Below are 23,148 nucleotides of genomic sequence, written 5' to 3'. Positions count from 1 at the left end.
CGCACCGCATGCGCCGCCGGCGCGCCTAGTAGTTGAACAGGATCGTGATGTTGTGGTCCGCGTAGCTGCCCGGCACGGCGTTCTGGCCACCGCGGATCAGCCCGTACACGGTGGCGTTGAAGGTGCCGCCGCCCGTGATCTTGCCCCACGAAATCGCCGACGTGCCGCTCGTGCCGTCGCCCCAGATCGACGTATGCGCGCTGTCGAGATACAGGTTGTAGCCGAGCGTCTGCGTATTGCCGGTCCGCGTCATCAGGCGGTTCGCGAAGGTGCCGCCGCCCGGGCTCGCGGTGACCGTCGGCGTGGCGTTGCCGCTGCCGGTGCAGTTCACCGAGATCGTGACGGCGGACGTGGCCGCGTTGATCGTGTCGTACGTGCCGAATGCCATCGACGACGGCGCATTCATCGTGCAGGTCGTTGCCGCGCGCGCGGGCAGCGCGGCCAGCACGACGGCACCGGCCGCGAGCGCCGCGGCTGCCGCGCGAAAGCGTGCGAGCCGGACCGGCCGCCCGTCATGCTTGCGATGTCTCATGGTGTGACTCCCTTGCAAAGATGGGTGCCCAGGTCCGGCAGCGGGTCGTCGCCGGCGGGAAAGCGCACGGTCACGTCGCACTGCCGGTCGTGCCACGCCGCATGCAGGCGGTTCTGCGCCGACAGTCCGGTCACGTAGACGACGCCGTCGCGGCCGACGGGAAACACGTCCTTCTGCCCGTCGATCGTGACGGTCGCGCCGGCCGGCAGGTGCGCGCCGTTTTCGAGATCGAGCGTCAGCACCGCGCCGCGCGAGCGCGTAATCGGGAACACGAGCGCCATGCCGCTGCGGAAGTAGGGCACCGCGTCGAGCTTCAGCGTGCCGATCGTCGCGTCGAACGGCAGGTCGACCTGCTCGATCGAGATTGGGTTGCTTTCGTACGCGCGCAGCCGCGGCAGCAGCGCGACGCCGCTGGCGTCGGTACGCGCGACGAGCTGGTTGTCCGCGAGGATGCCGACGTTGGCGAAGCCCGGCACCTTGACCAGTGCGAAGCTGTCCGTGACCTGTCGCGACAGGCGCGCGGTGCCGTCGACGAACGCGATGCCGCCCGCGGCGTTGGCGCGCACGCCGGCGCGGCCGCGATACGCAGCCGCCTCGACGCTGTAGGTGCCGGTGCGCGTCTGCAGCGTCGCGCTCGCGTCCTGCGTGTCGTTGCCGGCCTGCAGCGCATAGCCGAATCCTTCGCCGGCCGGCAGGCTGCGCTGCAGTTGCGCGAGCATTTCGGTGCCGCCCTGCTGGTGCGTCAGCGTGACGGATGCGCTCGTCCGGTTGTCGACCGGGATCGTCCACGCGACGCCGACGATCGTCGTGCCCGAGCCGCTCAGCGGCTTGCTGACGCTGACGTTGGCGAAGCCGAAGCGACCCAGTTGCGCGCTGTAGCTGAGCGACAGCAACTGGGTCTTGTAGCCGTCGCGATTGTCGAGGAACACGTGCGCGAGCCCGAGCGAGCCGAAGCGGCCCATCCCGATGCCGAGGTTGACGCTCGTCAGCAGCTTCGGCGCGAGCGTGCCCGGCTCGAGCCCGATCTGTGCGAAATGCGGCGTCGCCCATTGCGCGTGCGCGCCGATCTCGACGAGGCCGGCCTGGCTCTCGGCGCCGATCGTCGCCAGTGCGCCCGGGCCGTCGGCGCTGCGGCTCGCCGCCGCGGACGCGTTGACGACGCCGAGCGGCCCGGCCAGCACCACGCCGCCGATGCCGAGGTTCTGCCGGGCCCCTTCGGCTTCCGCGTGGATCTCGCCGGTGAACCGGTCGGTCAGGCCGACCCGGTGCGTCGCACTGGCGAACCAGCGCCCGTAGTCGTTGCTCGCGAGGCCGAAATCCCGCCGCTCCTTGCCGACCTCGTACGAATAATCCTGCATGCCCTGCTTCAGCAGATTCGCGCTTGCATAGAACGACTGGGTGATCACCTGCTCGCGGCCCATGACGTCGCGCACCACCACCCGCACGTCGCCCTGGCCGGTCACCACCGGCACGTTGTTGATCGCGAACGGGCCGGGCGCCACCTCGCGCGTCGAAGTCAGCGCGTTGTTGACGTAGACGTCGACGGTCGACGGCAGCACGGCCTGCCCGCTCACGCCCTGCAGCGGAATCGTGACGAGTCCGGGCTGCGTCGCGAAATTGGTCGCGTACTGGATGCCGCCGAAGCGGATCGCGCGGCCCCACATGCCCGGACGGCTGATCGCGTCGCCGATGCGCAGGCTGGCGAGGTGGCCGGGCCGATCGGTCGTCCACGTGGTTTCGAGGCGGGTCAGGCGCCGGGTCGGGCCCGATTCGTCAGCGAGGAACGTGCCGGCGCCGACGCCGAAGCGGTTGAAGAAGCCGAGCTCGAACAGCCCCGAGCCGTGCGTCTGGCCGGCGGCCTGCTCGGCGAGCAGATCGTAGTTGAAGAAGCCGCCGATGCCCGGCTCGACCGCGCTCGCGCGGTGCCGGTCGGTCTCGTCGAAGGTCGCGCCGACGAACGCTTGCGCGGGGACGCTGATCGCCATCGTCAGGTTCCGCTCGTCGACGGTGTACGTGAGCCCCGCGATCGCGTTCAGCGGGTAGAACGGCGTGTCGCTGCCGGCCAGCGGCGCGGCGTCCGGCAGCCTGAGCCGCCAGCGCTTCAGGTCGTCGGCCGACACGTAGAACGCGCCGTCGGCCGCCTTGATCAGCAACGCGGTCTCGTCGAGCCCCTGGCGGTTGATGTCGACCTGATACAGCAGCTCGGCCGGGCCGGCCGCCGCGCCATGCGACGCTTGCGCGGCCGGTGCCCTCGGGGCCGCTACAAGCCGCTCTTCCGCGAGTGTGGTCTGCGCGCTCATGAGCATCGCGATCAGCAGCGCCGCGTCAGCGCGCGTTCGGCGCGACCGTGGAGTCGATATCGCCCGCATCGGAGTAGCCGACCAGGTGCATTCCGGAAGCAGCGGCCGGCGCGGCTCCGGCGCCGGGCTTGAACATCAGTTCGCGGGACTGGCCCGGCAGGACGTACGCGAATTCCGCATGCGTGGCGACGGGGCGATCGCTGCCCGGCGCGAACAGCGCGAGGTTCGCCACCTGCGCATGCGCGGTGCCGTCGTTGGTCACGCGCAGCGCGAGCATGCCCGTGCCGCCCGGTCGCGGCTCCGCGCTCCAGCGCAGCCGCGGGGCGGTGTCGGCGGCCGGCTTGACGAAGATCGGAAGGCTCATCTCCAGCGCGATCTGCACGCCGGCGAAGCCCGGTTTCGGCGCCGGCGGAATCTCCTGCAGATAGAGCCGGTAGCTGGTTTCCCGGTCCGCGCCCGGCGCGTGCCGCAGGCCGATGCGCACGACCTGCGAACTGCCGGGCGCGATCGTGAAAATGGGCGGCGCCGCAATCAGGTCGCCGGTCGACGCATAGACGTCGTCGCCCGCGTTCTGCGACCACGCCGCAGTGCGCAGCTGGACGACGACGGACTGGTCGGGCGACTCGTTCCTCACCGTGAGCGCGACGCTCCGTTGCGCGGCGGAGAGCTCGACGCGAACGGGAGACACGGTGAAGTCGGTGGCCTGGCTGTCGACGCATGCGGCGGCGAGCGTCACGGCCGCGATCCAGGTCGCGAGTTTGCACACGTTCGGTTTCATCACAGATCCACCTCCAGGGGATGCGCTTCGGCGCGTTGACGTATCCCGCCCGGGAGGGGCGCGCGCATCCGCGATGCGGCGCACCCTCCGCGCGGCACTAAAACGTCACGGTGACCGTCACCGTATCGGCGTAGCTGCCGGGCACCGCGTTGGGCTGGTCGGGCACCTTGCCGTAGACGGTCTTGCTGATCGCCTGGCCACTTGCCATCCCCTGGCCGGTGCCGTTGACGGTATCGGTCGGCGGCGTGTTGCCCCAGACGACCGTGCGGTTCGAATCCTGGTACAGCGAGTAGTTGAGCTGATTCGAGCCGCTCGTCATGATGCGGTTGGTCACCGTGGCACCGGACGTCGTGCCCGCATTCAGGCCGATGTTGAAGTTCGTGCCGTTCGTGCAGCGGACCGTGATCGTCGATTGCGCGGCTTGATCGCCGGTGCCCGGCGTATAGGCGGGGAAGGTCAACGCGCCGGCCGAGTCGATCAGGCAGGTTGCGTTGACGGTGGCCGATACGCCGAACGTCGCGCTGGCCTGTGCGGCCGATGCGGTGACGGCCGCGCAGGCGAGCGATGCGGCAAGTGCCGCCTTGGTCAGTAAGGACTGCGTCATGATGAATTTCTCCCTTCAAGGCTGGAAAGCGCGGCCGGTGCGGCGAGCGGGTCGTTCGGGACGGAAGCTCGATGGTCCGGATGCGCGACAGGTCTTCTCTGCGTCTGAATCGGATCGCTGGCTGGGCGGGCACCTCCTTCGTGTCGTGTGATGCGGAGTCGGACCGGCGCGCTCTCCCGGCACCCTGGCGGCGCTGCGGCGCACGGGACGTCAGGCGCGGCTGTCGCCGCCCGCATGCACGTCGGCGTGCGGGCGAGCGCGGGCGGCAATGCCCGCGCGAACGGCAGGGCTCGTCCTGGCGCGCATGCGCCTGGCAGCGGGTTCCCGGGGATTCGCCTATCGGATCGGAGCGCCGTGACGTCGGGTGACGGGGCGGGCCGTGTTCGCGCATCGGACGGGCACGGCGCGAAGTCGCGCCGCCGGCATCAGTGGATGCGTGACAGGAGCGGTGATGATGGACAGCAGCCGTGTGACGGCCGATATGAGTTTGGACATGATTTCCCCGACCCGCTTGATGATTGTTTGTCGCCTGCATCGAGCCCTTGGCCCGTGCAGTGTCGTTGTGTGCACGGTTGCCTCAGCAAACAGCGGGCCAGCACGCGGACTGCCGCGCCAACGGGGGCTGAGCGGTCGCGGCATGGCGCCGGTGCAACGCGGCGGAGGCGGAAGTGTTTCAGCCGTGAAACGCGAGGCGGCGGGCTGGTCGGCCGCTCGCCATGGCTGGTACGCGGTGGCTGGAGTGAAGGGGGAAATACAGCGGCCGCGCGACGGGGATTCCGCTGGGGAATCGCACGCGTCGCGTGCGGTTCGGTTTCATTTCCGCAACGTGCGCGGAGGCGGGGGGCGGCGGATCGCGGCCGTTTCGATCAGGGGGCGGGGGGCGACGCGTCAGGCGTTCACATTCGACTGGGCTGCGAGCCACGCGCAGAACTGCGCGACCAGCGGATCGTCGGCCGGCGTGCCCGGCGCGATCCACCAGTAGCTGCGTGTCGCGATGCGCGGCCCGTCGAGCGGCATCACCAGACGCCCGCTCGCGAGCTCGTCGTCGATCAGCGGCAGCGGGCCGAGCGCGACGCCCAGCCCGTCGACGGCTGCCTGCAGCGCCAGGTAGAAGTGGTCGAACGACTGCCGCTTGCGCCCCTTCATCGTCACGCCGGCCGCCGCGAACCAGTCGCGCCAGCCTTCCGGCCGCGTGTCCGAATGCAGCAGCACGTGCCGCGCGAGATCGTCCGCGCGGGTGATCGGCGCGCGCTTGAGCAGCGCGGGGCTGCAGACCGGAATCACGCTTTCGTCGAGGAAGTGGCCGCTCGTGCAGTTCGGCCAGTGGCCGGGGCCGCGGCGGATCGCGACGTCGAAACCGTCGAGCGCATCGAGCGGCGCGTTCGACGTGGACAGCTTCAGCTCGACGTTCGGCACGTCGCGCTGGAACCGCGACAGGCGCGGCAGCAGCCATTTCATCGCGAACGTCGGCAGCGCATTGATGCGCAGCACGCGCGCGGCCCCGGTGTTGCGCAGCTGCTCGGTGGCGAGCGCGATGCTGTCGAACGCGGCGCGGACGGTATCCAGATAGCGGCGGCCTTCGTCGGTGAGCTTCACGCGCTTGCCGTAGCGGTGGAACACCGGCTTGCCGAGCCACGCCTCGAACCCGGCGATCTGCCGGCTGATGGCACCATGAGTCACATGCAGCTCGTCGCCGGCGGCGCTGAAGCTTTCATGTCGTGCCGCTGCTTCAAAGGCCCGAAGCGCGGAAAAGGGCGGGAGATCGCGTGCCATGCTTGTGATTCTAGATCACAAGGACGCGCCGATAAAATCGTTTTGCCGGCGTGCCGCACGGCGGTAACCTCGGGGCATCGTTTGATGAGGAGCCCCATGCAATCCGTTTCTCCGTCGCCTGCCGCGCCTCCACGCCGTGTCGGCCTCGCCGAGCTGTTCACCGGCTTCCTGTCGCTCGGCCTGATGTCGTTCGGCGGCGCGCTGCCGTTCGCGAGGCGCACGATCGTCGACGACCGCAAATGGCTCACCGCCGACGAATTCACCGATCTGCTCGGGCTGTGCCAGTTCCTGCCGGGCGGCAACGTGATCAACCTGTCGGTCGCCGTCGGCATGCGCTTTCGCGGCGTCGCGGGCGCGTTCGCCGGCATTCTCGGGCTGATCGCGGGCCCGACGCTCGTGGTCGTCGGGCTCGGTGTGCTGTATGCGAAGACGCAGGGCGATCCGCGCGTGCAGCACCTGTTCGGCGGGCTCGCCGCCGCGGCCGCCGGCCTGCTCGTCGCGATGGCCGTGAAGGTCGCGAAGCCGCTGCTGCACGCGCCGCGCACCGCGGCCGGCATCGCGGCCCTCGCATTCGCCGCGATCGCGGTGCTGCGCATCCCGCTCCTGAGCGCGATGCTGGTGCTGACGCCCGTGAGCATCTGGCTCGCGTCGCGGCGCCGCGAGACGCCGGCACCGCAGCGCGCCGCCGTGCGCGACGGAGGCCGGTGATGAACGACACGCTGATCGCGATCGCGACGATCTTCAGCCAGCTGTCGCTGCTCGCATTCGGCGGCGGCAACACGATCCTGCCGGAGATGCAGCGGCAGGTCGTCGACGTGCACCACTGGATGAGCGCGCACGCGTTCACCGCGCTGTTCGCGCTCGCGCAGGCCGCGCCGGGGCCGAACATGATGATCGTGCCGCTGGTCGGCTGGCATGTGGCCGGCTGGGCCGGGCTGCTGGTCGCATCGATCGCGAAGTTCGGGCCGTCGTCGATCGTCACGGTGCTCGCGCTGCACGCGTGGGAGCGCTTTCGCGACCGGCCGTGGCGCCGCTACGTGCAACAGGGGCTGATGCCGGTCACGGCCGGGCTCGTCGCGGCCAGCGCGGTGCTGATCTCGGAAGCGTCGAACCGCTCCGCGATCCAGTGGGGCATCACCGCCGCATGCGCGGTGCTCGCGTGGCGCACGCGCATCCATCCGCTGTGGCTGCTCGCGGCCGGCGCGCTGATCGGGCTCACCGGCATCGGCCAGTGAGCGGCGCACAACCGGCCTCCCGTGCGCGATACTGGCGCGACTCTTCACGGGAGGCCTGATGGATCTCGACGGCGCCAGCCGCAATCTCACCGTCGCCGCGCTGCTCACGCTGTCCGGCGGCTATCTCGACGCGTACACGTACGTCGGTCACGGCCACGTGTTCGCGAACACGATGACCGGCAACGTCGCGCTGCTCGGCATCAACGTATCGGCCGGCGAATGGGCGGCCGCGCTGCATCACGTGCCGCCGCTCGGCGGTTTCGTGGTCGCGGTGTTCGTCGCGCACCTGCTCGGTCTCGCCGCGCAGCGCGGCTGGATGCGGCACACCGCGTTCGCGAGCCTGATCGTCGAGATCGCGTTTCTCGGCGTCGCCGCGAGCGGGCTCGTCGGCGCGTCGAGCGCGTGGCTGATTCCCGGGATCTCGTTCGTCGCGACGCTGCAGACGCTGTCGTTTACTCATCTCGAGGAACTGTCGTACACGTCGGTGATGACGACCGGCAACCTGCGGCGCGCCGCGCAGAAGCTGTTCGTCGGGCTGATTCCCCGCTACGACGCGGGCGCGCTGCACGATTCGGCGCTGCTCGCGACGATCAGCTTCTGCTTCCTGGCCGGCGCGGTGGTCGGCGGCCTCGTGACGCGGCTCGTGCCGGACGTCGCGCTGTGGGGCGCCGTGTTGCTGCTCGCCGGTGCGTTCGCGGAGATCGTGCGGCGGGCGCGGCGGCGCGCGGGCGGTGGGCGTGACAGTGGCGATGGGGCGGCCGGCAACGGGGGCGCCGAAGTTCGCGGCAGCAACGGCAGCAACGGCAGCAACGGCAGCAACGGCAGCAACCCCGACGGCGGGACGCCGCGGCCGGCCTGACGCGCGCAGGGCCGCCGCCATGCGGCCCGCCGGTCCGCCGCGCGACCGAATCACCGGCTCATCGCGCCACCCTCCGCCACGCTGCCCCAGCGCAAACCGGTTGCTCCGGCCGCGCCTTACAGCGCCAGCCTTCGTCCCGCCATCGCCGCGACCCGCATCCGTCGCGCGACAGGCAAGCCCGGCGCGGGAAACGTTGTTCCAGGGCGACAATCGCGCGCGACCGCGCGTTTCAATTTCTTTCGGCGTGCGCACTGGTCTTATGATTCAGCCCACATCGCGCGCGCCATGAGCGTCCGCGATCGCCACCCGGCTGCGCACGCGGCCGGCCATGAATGGAGACACCTACAAAAAGGAAAGCTCATGAAGCAGACCACCCGGCTCGCAGCCATCGCAGGGGGCGCGGTGCTGGCCTTCGCCAGCCAGTACGCAGCAGCACAAAGCTCGGTCACGCTGTGGGGCGTCGCCGACGTCAGCGTTCGCTACCTGACCAACGCGAACGCCAAGAACGACGGCCTGCTGTCGATGTCCAACGGCGCGATCACCAACAGCCGCTTCGGCATCTACGGCACGGAAGACCTCGGCAGCGGCCTGAAGGCCGTGTTCAAGCTCGAAAGCGGCGTGAACCTGCAGAACGGCGCATTCGCCGACAGCGGCCGCCTGTTCAACCGTGCGGCATACGTCGGCCTGGACAGCCCGTACGGCACGGTGACCCTCGGCCGCCAGAAGACGCCGCTGTTCGACCTGCTGTCGGACACCTACGATCCGCTGACGGTCGGCAACTACCTCGAAAATGCATGGCTGCCGGTCGCACTCGGCGGCGGCCTGTATGCGGACAACCAGATCAAGTACACGGGCACGTTCGCGGGCCTGACCGCGAAGGCGATGTACTCGACGGGCACCAACTACGAATCGACCGGCGCCGGCGGCTTCTCGGGCCAGATCCCGGGCTCGCTCGGCAAGGGCAACGCATGGGGCGTGTCGCTGTCGTACGTGACGGGCCCGCTCAGCATCGCGGCCGGCGCGCAGCAGAACAGCGACAACTCCGCACGCAAGCAGACGATCTACCACGCGAACGTCGTGTATGCGTTCAGCAAGGCGAAGATCTATGCGGGCTACCTGCGCTCGAAGGACGACACCGGTTTCGTCGACAGCCTGCTCGCGCAGCAGTCGATTCCGGTCGCGAAGGGCACGGGCCGGATCGACGACGGTCCGTTCGCGGGCGTGAGCTGGCAGGTCAGCACGCCGCTGACGCTGACGGGCGCGTTCTACTACGACCACATGCGCAACGCGATGACCGCCAACGGCACGCTCGCGAGCGGAAACCGCTACGCGATCGTCGGCATCGCCGAATACGCGCTCAGCAAGCGCACGGAAGTCTACGGCACGGTCGACTTCAACAAGACGAACGGCGCGGCGAACGTCGAGCTGCCGGGTCGCAGCAACCAGACCGGCATCGCGATCGGCCTGCGCAATATCTTCTGACGAAAATCGTCAACGCGTGCGCCGGCCCCGGTTCGGCGCGCATCGAAGAGGCTCCAGGAAGGAGCCTCTTTTTTTTCGCCACGCGCCTTCCTGCGCGCAGACGACCATTCAGCGATTGCTCCATCGGGAACACGCCGCCCGTAAGGGTTCCGTCGGCATTCCAGAACATACTTTGACAGTGCGCGCGAAGCGATTCCGCTACGCTGCGTGCAGGGTCCGCCGCGTGCCGCAACGCACGCGCGGGCGTCGTTCCGGCGCGCGTTTCGCGTGCGGCCGGCCTGGTGCGTAACTTGTGTATCCGGTGATGACAAACACGGTCCGCCGGTTTTTTTTCGTGGGACGATGCGCTCACGAATTTCTTGAAAGGGGATGACGATGGGTATCCTGAACACCGTGGGTGAAATCGCTGGCGCAGTGGCAGCCGTCGAGGCGGCGGAGAAGGTCGATCCGGATGCGGGCCTGCTGACCAAGGCGGCGGCGGCCGTCGCCGGCTTCAAGGGCGCCGAGGCGATCGAAGGCATGCTCGAGAAGAAGGAAGAGCAGCCGCAGCAGGCAGACGATACGCAGGCGACGGACGGCAGCGACACGTCGCAGGCCTGAGCAAGGCGGCTGGTCCCGCCGCGGGTGCGCCGTTCGCGCATCCGGGCGGACCGGTGCCGCGCGGCCGGCAGGCCGGGCATGTGGTCGATCGGTGACGCATGGCACACCCGGCAGCCGGTTTGACCGGCGAGAGGCAACGTCTCTCGCCGTTTTTTATGGCGCGCGCGTCCTGCGGCGCCACGTTCCGCACGAATTCCCGAATCTTGCTATCGTGCCGTCATCCGAACTGCGATGAGGGCTTGCGATGGATTTCGACTACGACCTGTTCGTCATCGGGGCCGGCTCCGGCGGCGTGAGGCTCGCCCGGATGGCGGCGTCATACGGCGCGCGCGTCGGCATAGCGGAACAGGAGCAGATCGGCGGCACCTGCGTGCTGCGCGGCTGCATCCCGAAGAAGCTGCTCGTCTACGCATCGCACTATCCGCACGAACTCGACGATGCGAAGGGCTTCGGCTGGACCTTCGGCGCCGGCACGCTCGACTGGTCCGCGCTGATCGCCGCGAAGGATCGCGAGATCAACCGGCTCAGCGACATCTACATCGACCTGCTGCGGCAATCCGGCGTCGCGATGCACGCAGGACGCGCGACCCTCGTCGACGCGCATACGGTCGCGATCGGCGAGCGCACCATCCGCGCGCGCCACATCGCGATCGCGACCGGCTCGCGGCCGGCGCTGCCGCACCGTCCCGGCATCGAGCATGCGATCACGTCGCGCGAGGCGCTGTCGCTCCCGGCGTGCCCCAAGCGCATCGCGGTGGTCGGCGGCGGCTATATCGCGGTCGAGTTCGCCGGCATCTTCAACGGCTTCGGCAGCCAGGTCGATCTGTTCTATCGCGGCGAGAAGATCCTGCGCGGCTTCGACGACGACGTGCGCCAGTTCCTCACCGACGAAATGACGAAGCAGGGCGTCGCGATCCACGCGCGCGCGGTGGTCGAGTCGATCGCGCGCGCGGACGACGGCACGCTCTCCGTGCACGTCGGCGACGCGCAGCACGGGCCGTACGACGCGGTGCTCTATGCGACCGGCCGCGTGCCGAACGTCGAAGGGCTCGGCCTCGAGCGCGCGGGCGTCATGCTCGACGCGCGCGGCGCGATCGCGGTCGATGCGTATTCGGCGACGTCGGTGCCTTCGATCCATGCGCTCGGCGACGTCACGTCGCGGCCGCAGCTCACGCCGGTGGCGACGCGCGACGGCGCGCTGCTCGCGCGCACGCTGTTCGGCGGCGCACGCGTCGCGGCCGATCACGATTACGTCCCGTCGGCCGTGTTCAGCCAGCCGGAGGTCGCGACGGTCGGCCTGACCGAGGCCGATGCGCGTCGCGTGCACGGTGACGTCGACATCTACCGCACGTCCTTCAAGGCGCTGCGCCACACGCTGTCGGGCCGCAACGAGCGCACGCTGATGAAGCTGGTGGTCGCGCGCGACAGCCAGCGCGTGATCGGCGCGCACATGGTCGGCCGCGACGCGGGCGAGATCATCCAGGGCATCGCGATCGCGATTCGCGCGGGCGCGACGAAGGCGCAATTCGACGATACGATCGGCATTCACCCCACCGCGGCCGAGGAGTTCGTGACGATGCGGCAGAAGGTGGCCGACTGACCGCCAGCGGCGCGCCGGCTCGCGGGCCGGCGCGGGCGTCCCGCACACGCTCCGCTGGCGTGTGACGCACCACGGATCCGCGGCGATTTGTAAAGATCGTCAATTCTTCTAAAGAAATCCCGTCTCGACAATCAGACTTGGTATGATCGGCCAAAATCATATACGGGGCCGATCATGCGCGATCAACAGCGCAGTAACCAGAATCACGCGGTAGCCGGCGCAAGCGGGGTCGTCGATCCATGCGCCGCGCGTTCGCGTCTCGCCGCAACACGTCCGTTGCGTGCAATTTCCCTTCGCATGCCGCCATCTCCATCGCCGTCCGGGCGATGAAGTCGCGCGCGCGCCGATGCGCGCCCCGGCCGCTTCGATCATCGCATCGACCGCCGGTTTGTCGGCAAGCCGGCGAGCCCGTTCCGGGCAATCTTTTCACGTAAGGAGACCCGCAGTGAACATTCAGACACGACGCACCGTTCTCGTGGCGGCGGCGCTCGTCGCGGCGCTGTCCGGCTGCGCGACCGAGTCGTCGCGCACGCTCGACGTGCCGGCCGTGAGCAGCGCGCAGAAGCCGTACGCGGGCAAGCCCGTCGCGATCGCGGTCGGCAAGTTCGACAACCGCTCGAGCTACATGCGCGGCATCTTCTCGGACGGCATCGACCGCCTCGGCGGACAGGCGAAGACGATCCTCGTCACGCGCCTGCAGCAGAGCCGCCGTTTCAACGTGCTCGATCGCGAGAACCTCGACGAGATCAAGCAGGAAGCCGGCTTCATGAAGAAGGCGCAGGCGGTGAAGGGCGCGAACTACGTCGTGACCGGCGACGTGACGGAGTTCGGCCGCAAGGACGTCGGCGATCACCAGCTGTTCGGTATTCTCGGCCGCGGCAAGACGCAGGTCGCGTATGCGAAGGTCAACCTGAACATCGTCGACACGACGACGTCGGAAGTCGTCGCGTCGAGCCAGGGCGCGGGCGAGTTCAGCCTGTCGAACCGCGAAGTGATCGGCTTCGGCGGCACGGCCGGTTACGACTCGACGCTCAACGGCAAGGTGCTGGACCTCGCGATCCAGGAAGCCGTGAATCATCTCGTCGACCAGGTCGACGCCGGCACGCTGAAGGCACCGCAGTAGGCGCCGTGCGCAGTACGGCGCGACGAATCATTCACCAACCAGAAGAGACAAGACCATGAAACGGGGAATCTGGCTGCCGGCGACGGCGGCCGTCATGCTGCTCGCGGGCTGCGCGGCGCCGACCACGCCGCCGCTCTATCAATGGAACGGCTATCAGCCGCAGGTGTACGAATACTTCAAGGGGCAGAAGTCCCCGCAGGAGCAGATCGACGCGCTCGAAAAGGCGCTGCAGGAGATTCGCGCGAAGGGCAAGACGCCGCCGCCGGGCTTCCATGCGCATCTCGGGATGCTCTACGCGAGCGTCGGCAGCGAACAGCAGGCCGCGCAGGAATTCCAGGCCGAGAAGGCGCTCTTTCCGGAATCCGCGTCGTTCATGGATTTCCTGATGAAGAAGAAAGCCGGCGACGCGAAGGCCGCGAAGGCCGCGAATCCGTCGGCCGCCGGCCAGACGATCGCCGGCCAGAAGAATGCCGATCCGACTCCCGCCAAACAGTGACGTGCCTGCCATGATCAAGACACTTTCATTCAAGCTGCTGTCCGTACTGTCGATCGTCGCGCTGTTGAGCGCGTGCGCGCAGCCCGTCAAACGCCCCGACTACACGGCCTTCAAGAAGAGCCAGCCGCGCTCGATCCTCGTGCTGCCGCCGCTCAACGAGACGACCGATGTCGGCGCGACCTACGGTGTGCTGTCGCAGATGACGCAGCCGCTGGCCGAGTCGGGCTACTACGTGGTGCCGGTCGCGGTGATGGACGAGACGTTCAAGCAGAACGGCCTCACGAACGCCGCGGAAATCCAGGGCACGTCGCCGGCGAAGCTGCGCGAAATCTTCGGCGCGGACGCCGCGCTGTACGCGAAGATCACGCAATACGGATCCGTCTACCAGGTGGTGGACAGCACGACGGTGGTCGCGGCGTCGGCGAAGCTCGTCGACCTGAAGACCGGCGACGTGCTGTGGCAGGGCGAGGGCCGTGCGACCGGCAAGGAAGTCGGCAACAACATGAGCGTCAACGCGTTCGGGGTCGTCGGGATGCTGGTGCAGGCGGCCGTCAAGCAGGTCGCGCATTCGCTGACCGACGAAGCGCACGATGTGGCCGGTTTGACGAGCAGCAGGCTGCTGTCCGCGGGGCCGCCGAACGGGCTGCTGTACGGGCCGCGTTCGCCGAAGTACGGGACCGACTGACCGGCGCGCGGACCTCGGCTTCGGCGCGTCGGGCAGGCAAGGTCGCCTGCATGCCGTGCCGAAGCCGCGAGATTCGATGAAACGGCCGCGCTTGCGCGGCCGTTTTGCGTGGCCGGTACGTCGCGTGCGTCGTGCCGTGCGCCGCCGCTCAATGCATGCCGAACGCGTCGAGCAGCCGGTACCAGCTCATCGCGAGCACCAGCGCCGGCGTGCGCAGCGTCGCGCCGCCGGGGAAGTCGCGATGCCGGATCTTGCCGAACAGGTCGAAGCGGCTCGCCTGGCCGTCGATCGCCTCGGCGATCAGCTTGCCCGCGAGCGCGGTCGTGTTCACGCCGTGCCCCGAGAAACCCTGCGCGAAATACAGCGTCGGCGCGACGCGCCCGAAGTGCGGCGCGCGGTTCATCGTGATGTCGACGAAGCCGCCCCATGCGTAGTCGACCTTCACGTCCGCGAGCTGCGGGAACGTCTTCAGCATGTCCGCGCGCATCGCGTCGGCGAGATTGCGCGGCTCCCGCGTCGAATAGCTGACCTTGCCGCCCCACACGAGCCGCGTGTCGGGCGCCGGCCGGAAATAGTCGAGCACGAAGCGGCTGTCGCAGATCGCCGCGCGCGCGGGCATCAGCACGGCGGCGCGCGCCGCGCCGAGCGGCTCGGTCGCGATCACGTAGGTGCCGACCGGCATGATCTTCTTCGACAGCGCGGGCGCGAGCGTGCCGACGTACGTGTTGCACGCGAGCACCACGAAGCGCGCGCGCACCTGCCCCTGGCCGGTCTCGACGACGTGGCCGCCCGACACGTCGCGCACGCGCGTCACGCAGCTGTCCTCGTGGATCCGCACGCCCGCGTCGGCGGCCGCGCGCGCGAGCCCGAGCGTGTAGTTCAGCGGATGCAGGTGGCCGCTGTCGGGGTCGTACAGGCCGCCGCGATAGCGCGCCGATTGCACGTAGTCGCCGAGTTCGTCCGCTTCGACGAAATGAAAGCGGTCGTAACCGAAGCGCTTCGCGGCCTCGTCGCGCCAGCGTTTCAGCGCATCCGCGTCGCGCTCGGTGTTCGCGGCGGTCAGGTAGCCGGGCACGAGCGCGCAGTCGATGTCGTGCTTCGCGATGCGCGACTTCACGAGCGACAGCGTTTCGAGCCCCATGTCCCAGATCCGCTTCACGTCGCCTTCCGGCATGAAGTTGCCGAACGTGTCGATGTCGCATGCAAAGCCGCCGATCAGCTGGCCGCCGTTGCGCCCGCTCGCCGCCCATCCGACCCGCGATGCCTCGAGTACCGTCACCGAATGGCCGCGCTCGGCGAGGTTGAGCGCGGCGGACAAGCCGGTGAGGCCCGCGCCGATCACGCACACGTCGGCGTCGGTCGCGCCGGCGAGCGGCGCATGGCGGGTCGTATCGTTGGCGGTCGCCGCGTAGTACGACGCGACGTGCGGCTGGTTGGCGAATGTCTGCATGATCAGGAAAACGAATGAAGGGGACTCAGAACAGCTCGCGCACGCGGTGATACAGCATCCCGAGTTCGAGCGCGGGCTGCCGCCATGCGTCGCCGCCGGGAAAGCGCCGGTGGCGCAGCTGCGCGAACAGGTCGAACGCGCGCGTGTCGCCCGCGATCGCGCCAGCGATCGCGCGTCCGGCGATGCCGGTCAGCGCGACGCCGTGCCCGCTGAAGCCCTGGACGTAGAAGAAGTTCGGATCGAGCGCGCCGAAGTCCGGCGCGCGGTTGCGCGTGACGTCGACGAAGCCGCCCCACGCGTGGTCGACGCGCACGTCGGCGAGCTGCGGGAACACGCCGACCATGCGCTGCCGGATCGTGTCGGCGAGCGTGTCGGGCGACGCGCCCGCGGAGTTCGCACGGCCGCCGAACAGCATCCGGTGGTCGGCCGACAGCCGGAAGTAGTCGAGGAAGAAGTTGTTGTCGCACACGGCTTCGCGCTGCGCGATCAGCGCGTCGGCGCGCGCGCGGCCGAGCGGTTCGGTTGCGATGATGTACGACGCGACCGGCGCGATGCGCGCGGCGGTCGCGGCCGGCAGGATGCCGCCGGGGCCCGCGTTGCAGCACGACACGACGAAGCGGCAGCGCACCTCGCCCGACGGCGTGCGCACCACCGGCCGGGCGCCGCGCACGACGTCGAGCGCGGGCGTGTGCGCGTGGAGCGCGACGCCTTCGCGGCGCGCGGCCTCGGCGAGGCCGAGGCAATACTTGAGCGGATGCAGGTGGCCCGACAGCGGATCGTAGACGCCCGCCAGATAGCGCGGCGACGCGATGCGCGCGCGGATTTCGCCGGTATCGAGCCACGACAGCGACGGATGGCCCCAGCGCGAGCGCGCGGCATCCATCCAGGCGCGCAGGTCGTCGATGCGGCGCGGCTTGGTCGCGACCGTCAGGTAGCCGCGCGTGAAGTCGCAGTCGATGCCGTGGCGCGCGATCCGCTCGGCGATCAGCGCGACGCCGTCGAGCGACAGCGACCACGCGGCGCGTGCGCCGGCGGCGCCGAGCTGCTGCTCGATCACCTCGTCTTTCGCGAAACCCGTGATCGCCTGTCCGCCGTTGCGGCCCGATGCGCCCCAGCCGGGCCGATGCGCATCGATCACGGCGACCGACAGCCCGCGCGCACGGCAATCGAGCGCCGTCGACAGGCCCGCGAAGCCCGCGCCGATCACGCACACGTCGACGTCGATCGCTTCCTCGAGCACGGGGTCGTCGGCCACGGGGCGCGTGGCGGTTGCTTCGTAGTACGAGTCGCGCGCGAGCGCGTCGGCGCGGCGGGTGAAAGACTGCGTCATCAAACCGACTCCGTCGAAGACGGCCGGCGCCGGTGCGCGACGCACCGCGATCCGGCCGGGTGAAACGATGCGGGACGCCATGCGCGCGGCAGGGCGTCCCGCGCGGCCCGCATCAGAACGAATAGATGAACTGCGTCGCGAGCAGGTCGTTGGACTTGCCGTACGAACCGTCGTTGCGCAGGAACACCTTGTTGTTCGCCCAGTCGTGCCGGTATTCGACCTTCACGGTGATCTGCTGGGTCGGATAGAACAGCAGGTCGAGTGCGACGTCCTGGCGCACCGCGCCCTTGCACTCGAAGCCCAGGCCGCCGCCGGCCTTCGACTGCGCGAGACAGTCCGCGTCGACGCCGAAGCCGTTGCTCGGATCCATCCCGTTGCCGTTCAGCGCGATACCGCCGCCGCCGCCGCCGTTCTTCGAGTTGGCGAGCAGGTCGTAGCGCAGCGTCACGCCCATGCGGCCGACCACCGGCGCGTTGAACTTGCGGTGCGCGAGCAGCGACAGGCCGTACCACTGCGCGAGCCCGCCGTTGAACGCCGCATGCTGCTGTCGGCCGTAGTCGACTTCGGCGTTGTACTGAATGTCGGCGAGCGTGTAGGTCGCGTCGAGTTCGCCGAAGAAGAACGAACCGTAGGCGCTCGGTGCCGCGCCGCCCGGGCCGTAGTGGACGTTGCCCTGGTCGTCGATCGCGCTCGCCAGCGTCTGCCGCCCGATGTTGAACGAACCGCCGATGTCGAGCGCGCTCGACCACGTGTAGTCCGCGCGCGCGGTGAAGGTCGGCACCTTGTTGCTGGTGGAGATCGGGTCGCCGAGCGCGTTGGTGCCCGTCTGCGTGACCGAACCGTACGTGCGGTACTGCTCGTTGCCGAGGAAGAACTTCCACGCCCAGGCGCCCTTCGTGTAGTTCGCGCCGACACCGACGTAGCTGCCCGGATCCGAGAAATCGTACAGCAGGTTGTGCGTGAGCGTGAGCATCTGGTTCGACTGCTGCACCTCGTAGCCGCCGAAGCTCGGGATCAAGCCGGCGACCAGCGTCGTCTCGGCGGTGATCGGCACGTTGACGACCGCGGTGTTCAGCAGGTTGTCGGTGATCGAGCCGCGCGAGTTCTGCAGCAGCGTGATGCCGTTGCCGCGGTTCGGCATCAGCGTGATCTCCGCCGACGGCGCCATCGGGCCGACGCCGAAGGTCTTCTTGATGTCGAGGTAGAGATCGCCGAACGTGCTGTTGAAGTAGTTGTACGCGTTCTCGTGGTTCGCGAACAGGAACGACGACGTGCCGGCCGCGCGGTTGTAGATGTAGGTCGGGTCGATGTAGCCGGTGACCGACAGGCCCGCGAGCGGCCCGGTGTTGGCCGCGTCCGTCAGCGAGTCGACCTTCAGCTGCTGGTTCGCGATCTGCTGCTTCATTTCACTGACTTCGTCGTTGGTCAGCGTGGCTTGAGCCTTGCCGTAGTCCGGCGAGGACGGGTCTGCGGCCACGATCACCGGCTTAGCCGCGATCGTCGCGCCGGCCTGCGCGACCGGGGTGCCGCCCGGCTTCGCGGCGAGTTGCGCCTGCATGGCCTTCATCTGCTTCTGCAGCGCGGCGACCTGCGCCTGCAGTGCCTTGATTTCGGCGGAGGTCGAGTCGGCCAGCGCGATGCCGGGCAACGCGCCGGCCACCAGCAGGCAGATCAGTTTCTTCTTCATTGCGGATTCTCCTTGTCGTGCGCTTGGTCAATCTGTGATCGGCCCGCGCGCCGCTTCTCGCGGCGCGCGGGTCTTGTTATCGATGAAAAGGGAAGCGGGGCGTCAGGCCGCCGCGAACGCCGCCTTCATGTCGGCCACCCGGCGCCGTTCGCGCGCGATCATCATCTGGTTCACGACGATCACGCCGATCGTCACCGCGGTGATGAACAGCGTCGCCAGTGCGTTCATTTCCGGGTTCAGCCCGAGCCGCACGCGCGAGAACACCACCAGCGGCAGCGTGGTCGAGCCCGGCCCCGACAGGAACGCCGACAGCACCAGGTCGTCGATCGACAGCGTGAACGACAGCAGCCAGCCCGACAGCAGCGCCTGCGAGATCAGCGGCAGCGTCACCACGAAGAACACCTTCAGCGGCGTCGCACCCAGGTCGAGCGCGGCTTCCTCCAGCGACTTGTTCATCTCCTTCACGCGCGACTGCACGATGATCGCCACGTACGACACGCACAGCATCACGTGGCCGATCCAGATCGTCACCATCCCGCGGCCCTTCGGCCAGCCGAACATCTGCTCCAGCGCAACGAACAGCAGCAGCAGCGAGATCCCCTGGATCACCTCCGGAATCACCAGCGGCGCGTTGATCATCCCCGTGTACAGCGTGAAGCCCTTGAAGCGGCCGAAGCGCGCGAGCACGAAGCCCGCCCACGTGCCGATCACGACCGACGCGGTGGCCGTCAGGAGGCCGATCTTCAGCGACAGCCACGCGGCGGTGAGCAGCTCGTCGTCCTGCCACAGCGCCGCGTACCACTTCAGCGAGAAGCCCGACCACACCGTCACCAGCTTCGACTCGTTGAACGAGTACACGACCAGGCTGATGATCGGGATGTACAGGAACAGGAAGCCGAAGGCGAGGACGCCCGTCGACAGCGGTTTGCTCGGCTTGATCATTTCGCTTCCTCCAGTTCCTTGACCTGGTAGTACTGGAACAGCGCCATCGGCACCAGCAACAGCAGCACCATCGCGACCGTCACCGCGGACGCCATCGGCCAGTCCATGTTGTTGAAGAATTCATCCCACATCACGCGGCCGATCATCAGCGTGTCGGCGCCGCCGAGCAGTTCCGGAATCACGTACTCGCCGACTGCCGGGATGAACACCAGCAGGCTGCCGGCGATGATCCCGTTCTTCGACAGCGGCAGCGTGATGCGCGTGAACGCGACCCACGGCTTCGCGCCGAGGTCGTAGGCGGCCTCGAGCAGCGTGAGGTCCATCTTCACGAGGTGCGCGTAGAGCGGCATCACCATGAACGGCAGGTACGAATAGACCATCCCGATGTAGACGCCCGCGTCGCTGTGATAGAGGCGCAGCGGGGTGTGGATGATGCCGAGCGCGATCAGCGTGTGGTTCAGGAGGCCGTCATCCTTCAGGATCCCGATCCATGCGTACACGCGGATCAGGAACGACGTCCAGAACGGCAGCATCACGGCCATCATCAGCACGTTGCGCCGGCCCGGCTCCGAGCGTGCGATGTAGTACGCCATCGGGAATCCGATCAGCAGGCACAGCAGCGTCGACACGGCGGCCATCTTCAGCGAGCTGAGATAGGTCGCGATGTACAGGTCGTCCTGCAGCAGGAACGCGTAGTGCGACAGCTGCAGCGCGAAGTGCACGACGCCGTCCTTGATCTCGACGAGCGACGTGTACGGCGGGATCCCCATCACCTGGTCGGCGAAGCTGATCTTGAACACCAGCACGAACGGCAGCGCGAAGAAGATCACGAGCCACAGGAACGGCACGCCGATCGCGACGCCGCGGCCCGACGGCAGGAAGCGCGACAGCGCGGCGAAGCGGCTGCGGCGCTTCGAAGCCTGTGTCGTTGCGGCGGTACCGGTCGAAACCGGCGCGGACGGAGTGGAGGCGGAAGTTCTCATCATGTCGTCCTCACTGCGTCAGCACGACGCCGCTGGCCGGCGACCACGACACGAACACGTCGTCGTTCCACGCCGGCGCGCTGTCGTGCATCAGGTGCGAACTCGACAGGTTCGACACGACCGTCTTGCCGCTCGGCAAACGCACGTGATACAGCGAGTAGGCGCCCATGTACGCGATGTCGGTCACCACGCCGCGCGCCCAGTTGTGATGCGAGCCCGGCTTCTCGCGCGATACGTGCACGCGCTCCGGCCGCACCGAGATGCCGACCGGCATCCCGAGCGGGCCGGTCACGCCGTGGCTCACGTACATGCGTGCCTCGAGGTCGTCGCTTTCGACGAAGATGTGATCGGGTTCGTCCTCGACCACCCGGCCTTCGAACAGGTTCGTCGAGCCGATGAACTCGGCCGAGAAGCGGCTGTTCGGGTATTCGTACACTTCGCCCGGCGTGCCGATCTGCACGATCTTGCCTTCGCTCATCACCGCGAGGCGGCTCGCCATCGTCATCGCCTCTTCCTGGTCGTGCGTGACCATCACGCAGGTCACGTCGACCTTCTCGATGATGTTCACCAGTTCGAGCTGGGTCTTCTGGCGGATCTTTTTGTCGAGCGCGGACATCGGCTCGTCGAGCAGCAGCAGCTTCGGGCGCTTCACCAGCGAGCGCGCGAGCGCGACGCGCTGCTGCTGGCCGCCGGACAGTTGGTGCGGCTTGCGCTTCGCGTACTTGCTCATCTGCACCAGCGCGAGCGCGTCGGCCACGCGTTCCTTGATCTCGTTTTTCGGCGTGCCTTCCTGCTTCAGCCCGAACGCGACGTTCGACTCGACCGACATGTGCGGGAACAGCGCATACGACTGGAACATCATGTTGACCGGGCGGCGGTACGGCGGCAGCGACGCGAGGTCCTCGCCGTCGACGAAGATCTTGCCGGAGGTCGCCGTCTCGAGCCCGGCGAGCATGCGCAACAGCGTCGACTTGCCGCAGCCGGAGCTGCCGAGCAGCGCGAACAGCTCGTTCTTCGCGATCGTCAGGTTCACGTTGTCGACGGCCGTGCTGTCGCCGAACTTCTTCACGACGTTTTCGATGCGCACGAACGCATCGTTCTTCGTGCGGGCCGCGGCGGCCGGTTGGGTGTGGCGTGCGGCAGCGGAAGAGGGTATCGATTGCATGGGAGTCACCATTCGTTCTTCACGGATTGCAGGCGTGAGCGTTCCCGCGCGAGGCGTACAACGCGACTCGCGGACAACGGCTCGTGCCGGATGGAACAGCGCGCGGTGCGCGCGGGCGGACGAAGCGTCCGCGGATCTCTGGCGGGCAGGCGTTCAGCCGATGCCTGCGCCGCCGTGATGGTTCGTGATCAGTGGCCCGTCTTCAGCTGCGCCCACAGACGGTTCTCGAGGCGCAGGATGTCGGCCGGCATCGGCTTCATCAGCACCATCTTCTTCAGCACGTCCTCGGGCGGATAGACGGTCGGATCCTGCGCGACGGCCGGCGTGACGAACGGGTGCGCGGCCTTGTTCGCGGTCGGGTAGAACACCGTGTTGGTGATCGCCGCATTGACCTTCGGGTCGGACACGTAGTTGATCCACTTCAGCGCGGCCTCGGGGTGCGGTGCATCCTTCGGGATCACCATCACGTCGAACCACAGCAGGCCGCCTTCCTTCGGGTTCGAGAACTTGATGTCGTACGGGCGCTTCGCCTCCGACGAGCGGCGGTGCGCGATGCCGACGTCGCCCGACCAGCCGAGCACGACGCACACGTCGTTGTTCGCGAGGTCGTTGATGTAGCCGGACGAGTTGAACTGGGTGATGTACGGGCGGACTTTCTTCAGGACTTCGAACGCAGCCTGGTAGTCGCCGGGGTTCTTGCTGTTCGGATCCTTGCCCATGTACTGCAGCGTGGCCGCGAACACGTCGACGGCCTGGTCGAGGAACGACACGCCGCAGCTCTTCAGCTTTTCCATGTTGGCCGGGTCGAACACCAGCGCCCAGCTGTCGACGGGCGCCTTGTCGCCGAGCGCCTTCTTCACCGCCTGCGCGTTGTAGCCGATGCCGTCGGTGCCGTAGGCCCAGGGAACGCCGTACTGGTTGCCCGGATCGGCGTCCGAGATCATCTTCATCAGCAGCGGGTCGAGGTTCGCGAGGTTCGGGATCTTCGACTTGTCGAGCTTCTGGTACACGCCGGCCTGGATCTGCTTGGCCATGTAGTTCGAGGTCGGCACGACGATGTCGTAGCCCGAGCTGCCCGCCAGCAGCTTCGCCTGCAGCGTGTCGTCGCTGTCGTAGTTGTCGTACTTGACGTGGATGCCCGTCTGCTTCTGGAAGTTCGGGATCGTGTCGGGTGCGATGTAGTCGGACCAGTTGTAGACGTTCAGCTCGTCGGCATGCGCCGACGGGCTGGCGACCGACGTGAACGCGGCCACCGCGGCAAGGGCCGCGATGGAACAGGCTTGGCGAAGAAAGCAGGCACGCATGGTGGAATTCCCCTGGGTTATGGCGGCGCGCGGCACCCGCCGCACGCCTGTAGGCAAAGTCGTTACGAAAGGCCCAGTTGCTGGGCGGTCGCATCGACGGCCTTCTTCGCCTTCGATACGAGTTCATCGATTTCCTGACGCGAAATCACGAGCGGCGGCGACAGCAGCATCCGGTCGCCGGTCGCGCGCATGATCAGGTTGCCGTTGAAGCAGAAGTCGC

At 68.2% G+C, this 23,148-nt stretch carries 21 protein-coding genes and 1 pseudogene; 9 read left to right on the top strand and 13 right to left on the bottom strand.

The features are described 5' to 3' along the window. Positions 1-25 precede the first annotated feature (25 nt). From DIE17_RS15275 to DIE17_RS15255, 5 genes are all read right to left on the bottom strand, one after another. Positions 26-532 carry a spore coat U domain-containing protein gene (locus tag DIE17_RS15275; RefSeq protein WP_124520526.1) on the bottom strand — a complete coding sequence of 169 codons (507 nt, stop codon included), beginning with the start codon at positions 530-532 and terminating at the stop codon, positions 26-28. After that, on the bottom strand, positions 529-2,832 hold the full coding sequence (locus DIE17_RS15270; protein ID WP_260439246.1) for a fimbria/pilus outer membrane usher protein: 2,304 nt from the start codon (positions 2,830-2,832) through the stop codon (positions 529-531). Before DIE17_RS15270 ends, DIE17_RS15275 begins: the two co-directional genes overlap by 4 nt. Positions 2,833-2,857: 25 nt before the next feature. Further along, positions 2,858-3,610, bottom strand: a complete 753-nt coding sequence (locus DIE17_RS15265) for a molecular chaperone (RefSeq protein ID WP_124520525.1) — start codon at positions 3,608-3,610, stop codon at positions 2,858-2,860. Between the two features lie 97 nt (positions 3,611-3,707). Further along, the gene (locus DIE17_RS15260; RefSeq protein ID WP_124520524.1) at positions 3,708-4,214 is read right to left on the bottom strand and encodes a spore coat U domain-containing protein; all 507 of its coding nucleotides are present in this window, start codon (positions 4,212-4,214) and stop codon (positions 3,708-3,710) included. Positions 4,215-5,102: 888 nt separating this feature from the next. Continuing rightward, complete coding sequence (locus DIE17_RS15255) at positions 5,103-5,987, bottom strand: transcriptional regulator GcvA (RefSeq protein WP_124520523.1); 885 nt, start codon at positions 5,985-5,987, stop codon at positions 5,103-5,105. Between the two features lie 96 nt (positions 5,988-6,083). Here DIE17_RS15255 and DIE17_RS15250 point away from each other — a divergent pair, with 96 nt between their 5' ends. The 9 genes from DIE17_RS15250 to DIE17_RS15210 all read left to right on the top strand — a co-directional run bounded on the left by DIE17_RS15250 (position 6,084) and on the right by DIE17_RS15210 (position 14,067). After that, a complete protein-coding gene (locus DIE17_RS15250; RefSeq protein WP_124520522.1) occupies positions 6,084-6,695 on the top strand; it encodes a chromate transporter in 612 nt (203 codons plus the stop codon). Further along, positions 6,695-7,222 carry a chromate transporter gene (locus tag DIE17_RS15245; RefSeq protein ID WP_124520521.1) on the top strand — a complete coding sequence of 176 codons (528 nt, stop codon included), beginning with the start codon at positions 6,695-6,697 and terminating at the stop codon, positions 7,220-7,222. The genes DIE17_RS15250 and DIE17_RS15245 overlap by 1 nt, the downstream gene beginning before the upstream one ends. 58 nt (positions 7,223-7,280) lie before the next feature. After that, positions 7,281-8,081 carry a YoaK family protein gene (locus tag DIE17_RS15240; protein ID WP_124520520.1) on the top strand — a complete coding sequence of 267 codons (801 nt, stop codon included), beginning with the start codon at positions 7,281-7,283 and terminating at the stop codon, positions 8,079-8,081. A gap of 360 nt (positions 8,082-8,441) precedes the next feature. Beyond that, positions 8,442-9,563 (top strand): porin, encoded by a 1,122-nt coding sequence (locus DIE17_RS15235; protein ID WP_044847888.1) that lies wholly within the window; start codon positions 8,442-8,444, stop codon positions 9,561-9,563. 375 nt (positions 9,564-9,938) lie between these two features. After that, complete coding sequence (locus DIE17_RS15230; RefSeq protein WP_014895816.1) at positions 9,939-10,163, top strand: hypothetical protein; 225 nt, start codon at positions 9,939-9,941, stop codon at positions 10,161-10,163. Positions 10,164-10,407: 244 nt separating this feature from the next. Further along, positions 10,408-11,763 carry a glutathione-disulfide reductase gene (gene gor, locus DIE17_RS15225; protein WP_124520519.1) on the top strand — a complete coding sequence of 452 codons (1,356 nt, stop codon included), beginning with the start codon at positions 10,408-10,410 and terminating at the stop codon, positions 11,761-11,763. 451 nt (positions 11,764-12,214) lie between these two features. Continuing rightward, positions 12,215-12,886 (top strand): CsgG/HfaB family protein, encoded by a 672-nt coding sequence (locus tag DIE17_RS15220; protein WP_185500359.1) that lies wholly within the window; start codon positions 12,215-12,217, stop codon positions 12,884-12,886. Positions 12,887-12,941: 55 nt separating this feature from the next. Continuing rightward, positions 12,942-13,382, top strand: a complete 441-nt coding sequence (locus DIE17_RS15215; RefSeq protein WP_124520518.1) for a DUF4810 domain-containing protein — start codon at positions 12,942-12,944, stop codon at positions 13,380-13,382. Positions 13,383-13,392: 10 nt separating this feature from the next. Then, the gene (locus tag DIE17_RS15210; RefSeq protein WP_044847891.1) at positions 13,393-14,067 is read left to right on the top strand and encodes a DUF799 domain-containing protein; all 675 of its coding nucleotides are present in this window, start codon (positions 13,393-13,395) and stop codon (positions 14,065-14,067) included. 148 nt (positions 14,068-14,215) lie between these two features. Here the strand turns inward: DIE17_RS15210 and DIE17_RS15205 are convergent, their stop codons facing one another. From DIE17_RS15205 to DIE17_RS15170, 8 genes and pseudogenes are all read right to left on the bottom strand, one after another. Continuing rightward, positions 14,216-15,517, bottom strand: a complete 1,302-nt coding sequence (locus tag DIE17_RS15205) for an NAD(P)/FAD-dependent oxidoreductase (RefSeq protein ID WP_124520517.1) — start codon at positions 15,515-15,517, stop codon at positions 14,216-14,218. Between the two features lie 25 nt (positions 15,518-15,542). Then, entirely contained in the window at positions 15,543-16,847 is a 1,305-nt protein-coding gene (locus tag DIE17_RS15200) for an FAD-binding oxidoreductase (protein ID WP_124520516.1), read from the bottom strand. A 112-nt stretch (positions 16,848-16,959) separates the two neighbouring features. Beyond that, the gene (locus DIE17_RS15195) at positions 16,960-18,534 is read right to left on the bottom strand and encodes a DUF3138 family protein (protein WP_124520515.1); all 1,575 of its coding nucleotides are present in this window, start codon (positions 18,532-18,534) and stop codon (positions 16,960-16,962) included. Positions 18,535-18,636: 102 nt separating this feature from the next. Then, the gene (locus DIE17_RS15190) at positions 18,637-19,476 is read right to left on the bottom strand and encodes an ABC transporter permease subunit (RefSeq protein WP_044847895.1); all 840 of its coding nucleotides are present in this window, start codon (positions 19,474-19,476) and stop codon (positions 18,637-18,639) included. Next, positions 19,473-20,459 carry an ABC transporter permease subunit gene (locus tag DIE17_RS15185; RefSeq protein WP_124520605.1) on the bottom strand — a complete coding sequence of 329 codons (987 nt, stop codon included), beginning with the start codon at positions 20,457-20,459 and terminating at the stop codon, positions 19,473-19,475. The genes DIE17_RS15190 and DIE17_RS15185 overlap by 4 nt, the downstream gene beginning before the upstream one ends. 10 nt (positions 20,460-20,469) lie before the next feature. Then, on the bottom strand, positions 20,470-21,624 hold the full coding sequence (locus DIE17_RS15180; protein WP_124486635.1) for an ABC transporter ATP-binding protein: 1,155 nt from the start codon (positions 21,622-21,624) through the stop codon (positions 20,470-20,472). Between the two features lie 188 nt (positions 21,625-21,812). Further along, complete coding sequence (locus DIE17_RS15175) at positions 21,813-22,928, bottom strand: polyamine ABC transporter substrate-binding protein (protein WP_124486634.1); 1,116 nt, start codon at positions 22,926-22,928, stop codon at positions 21,813-21,815. A gap of 62 nt (positions 22,929-22,990) precedes the next feature. Beyond that, positions 22,991-23,148 (bottom strand): annotated as a pseudogene (locus tag DIE17_RS15170) (aspartate aminotransferase family protein); the annotation flags it as partial.

Origin of the sequence: Burkholderia sp. Bp9099, assembly GCF_003857805.1 — a bacterium.
GTDB lineage: Bacteria > Pseudomonadota > Gammaproteobacteria > Burkholderiales > Burkholderiaceae > Burkholderia.
The sequence above is the reverse complement of the archived record's forward strand: the minus strand, read 5'-3'. Positions and strand labels throughout refer to the sequence as shown.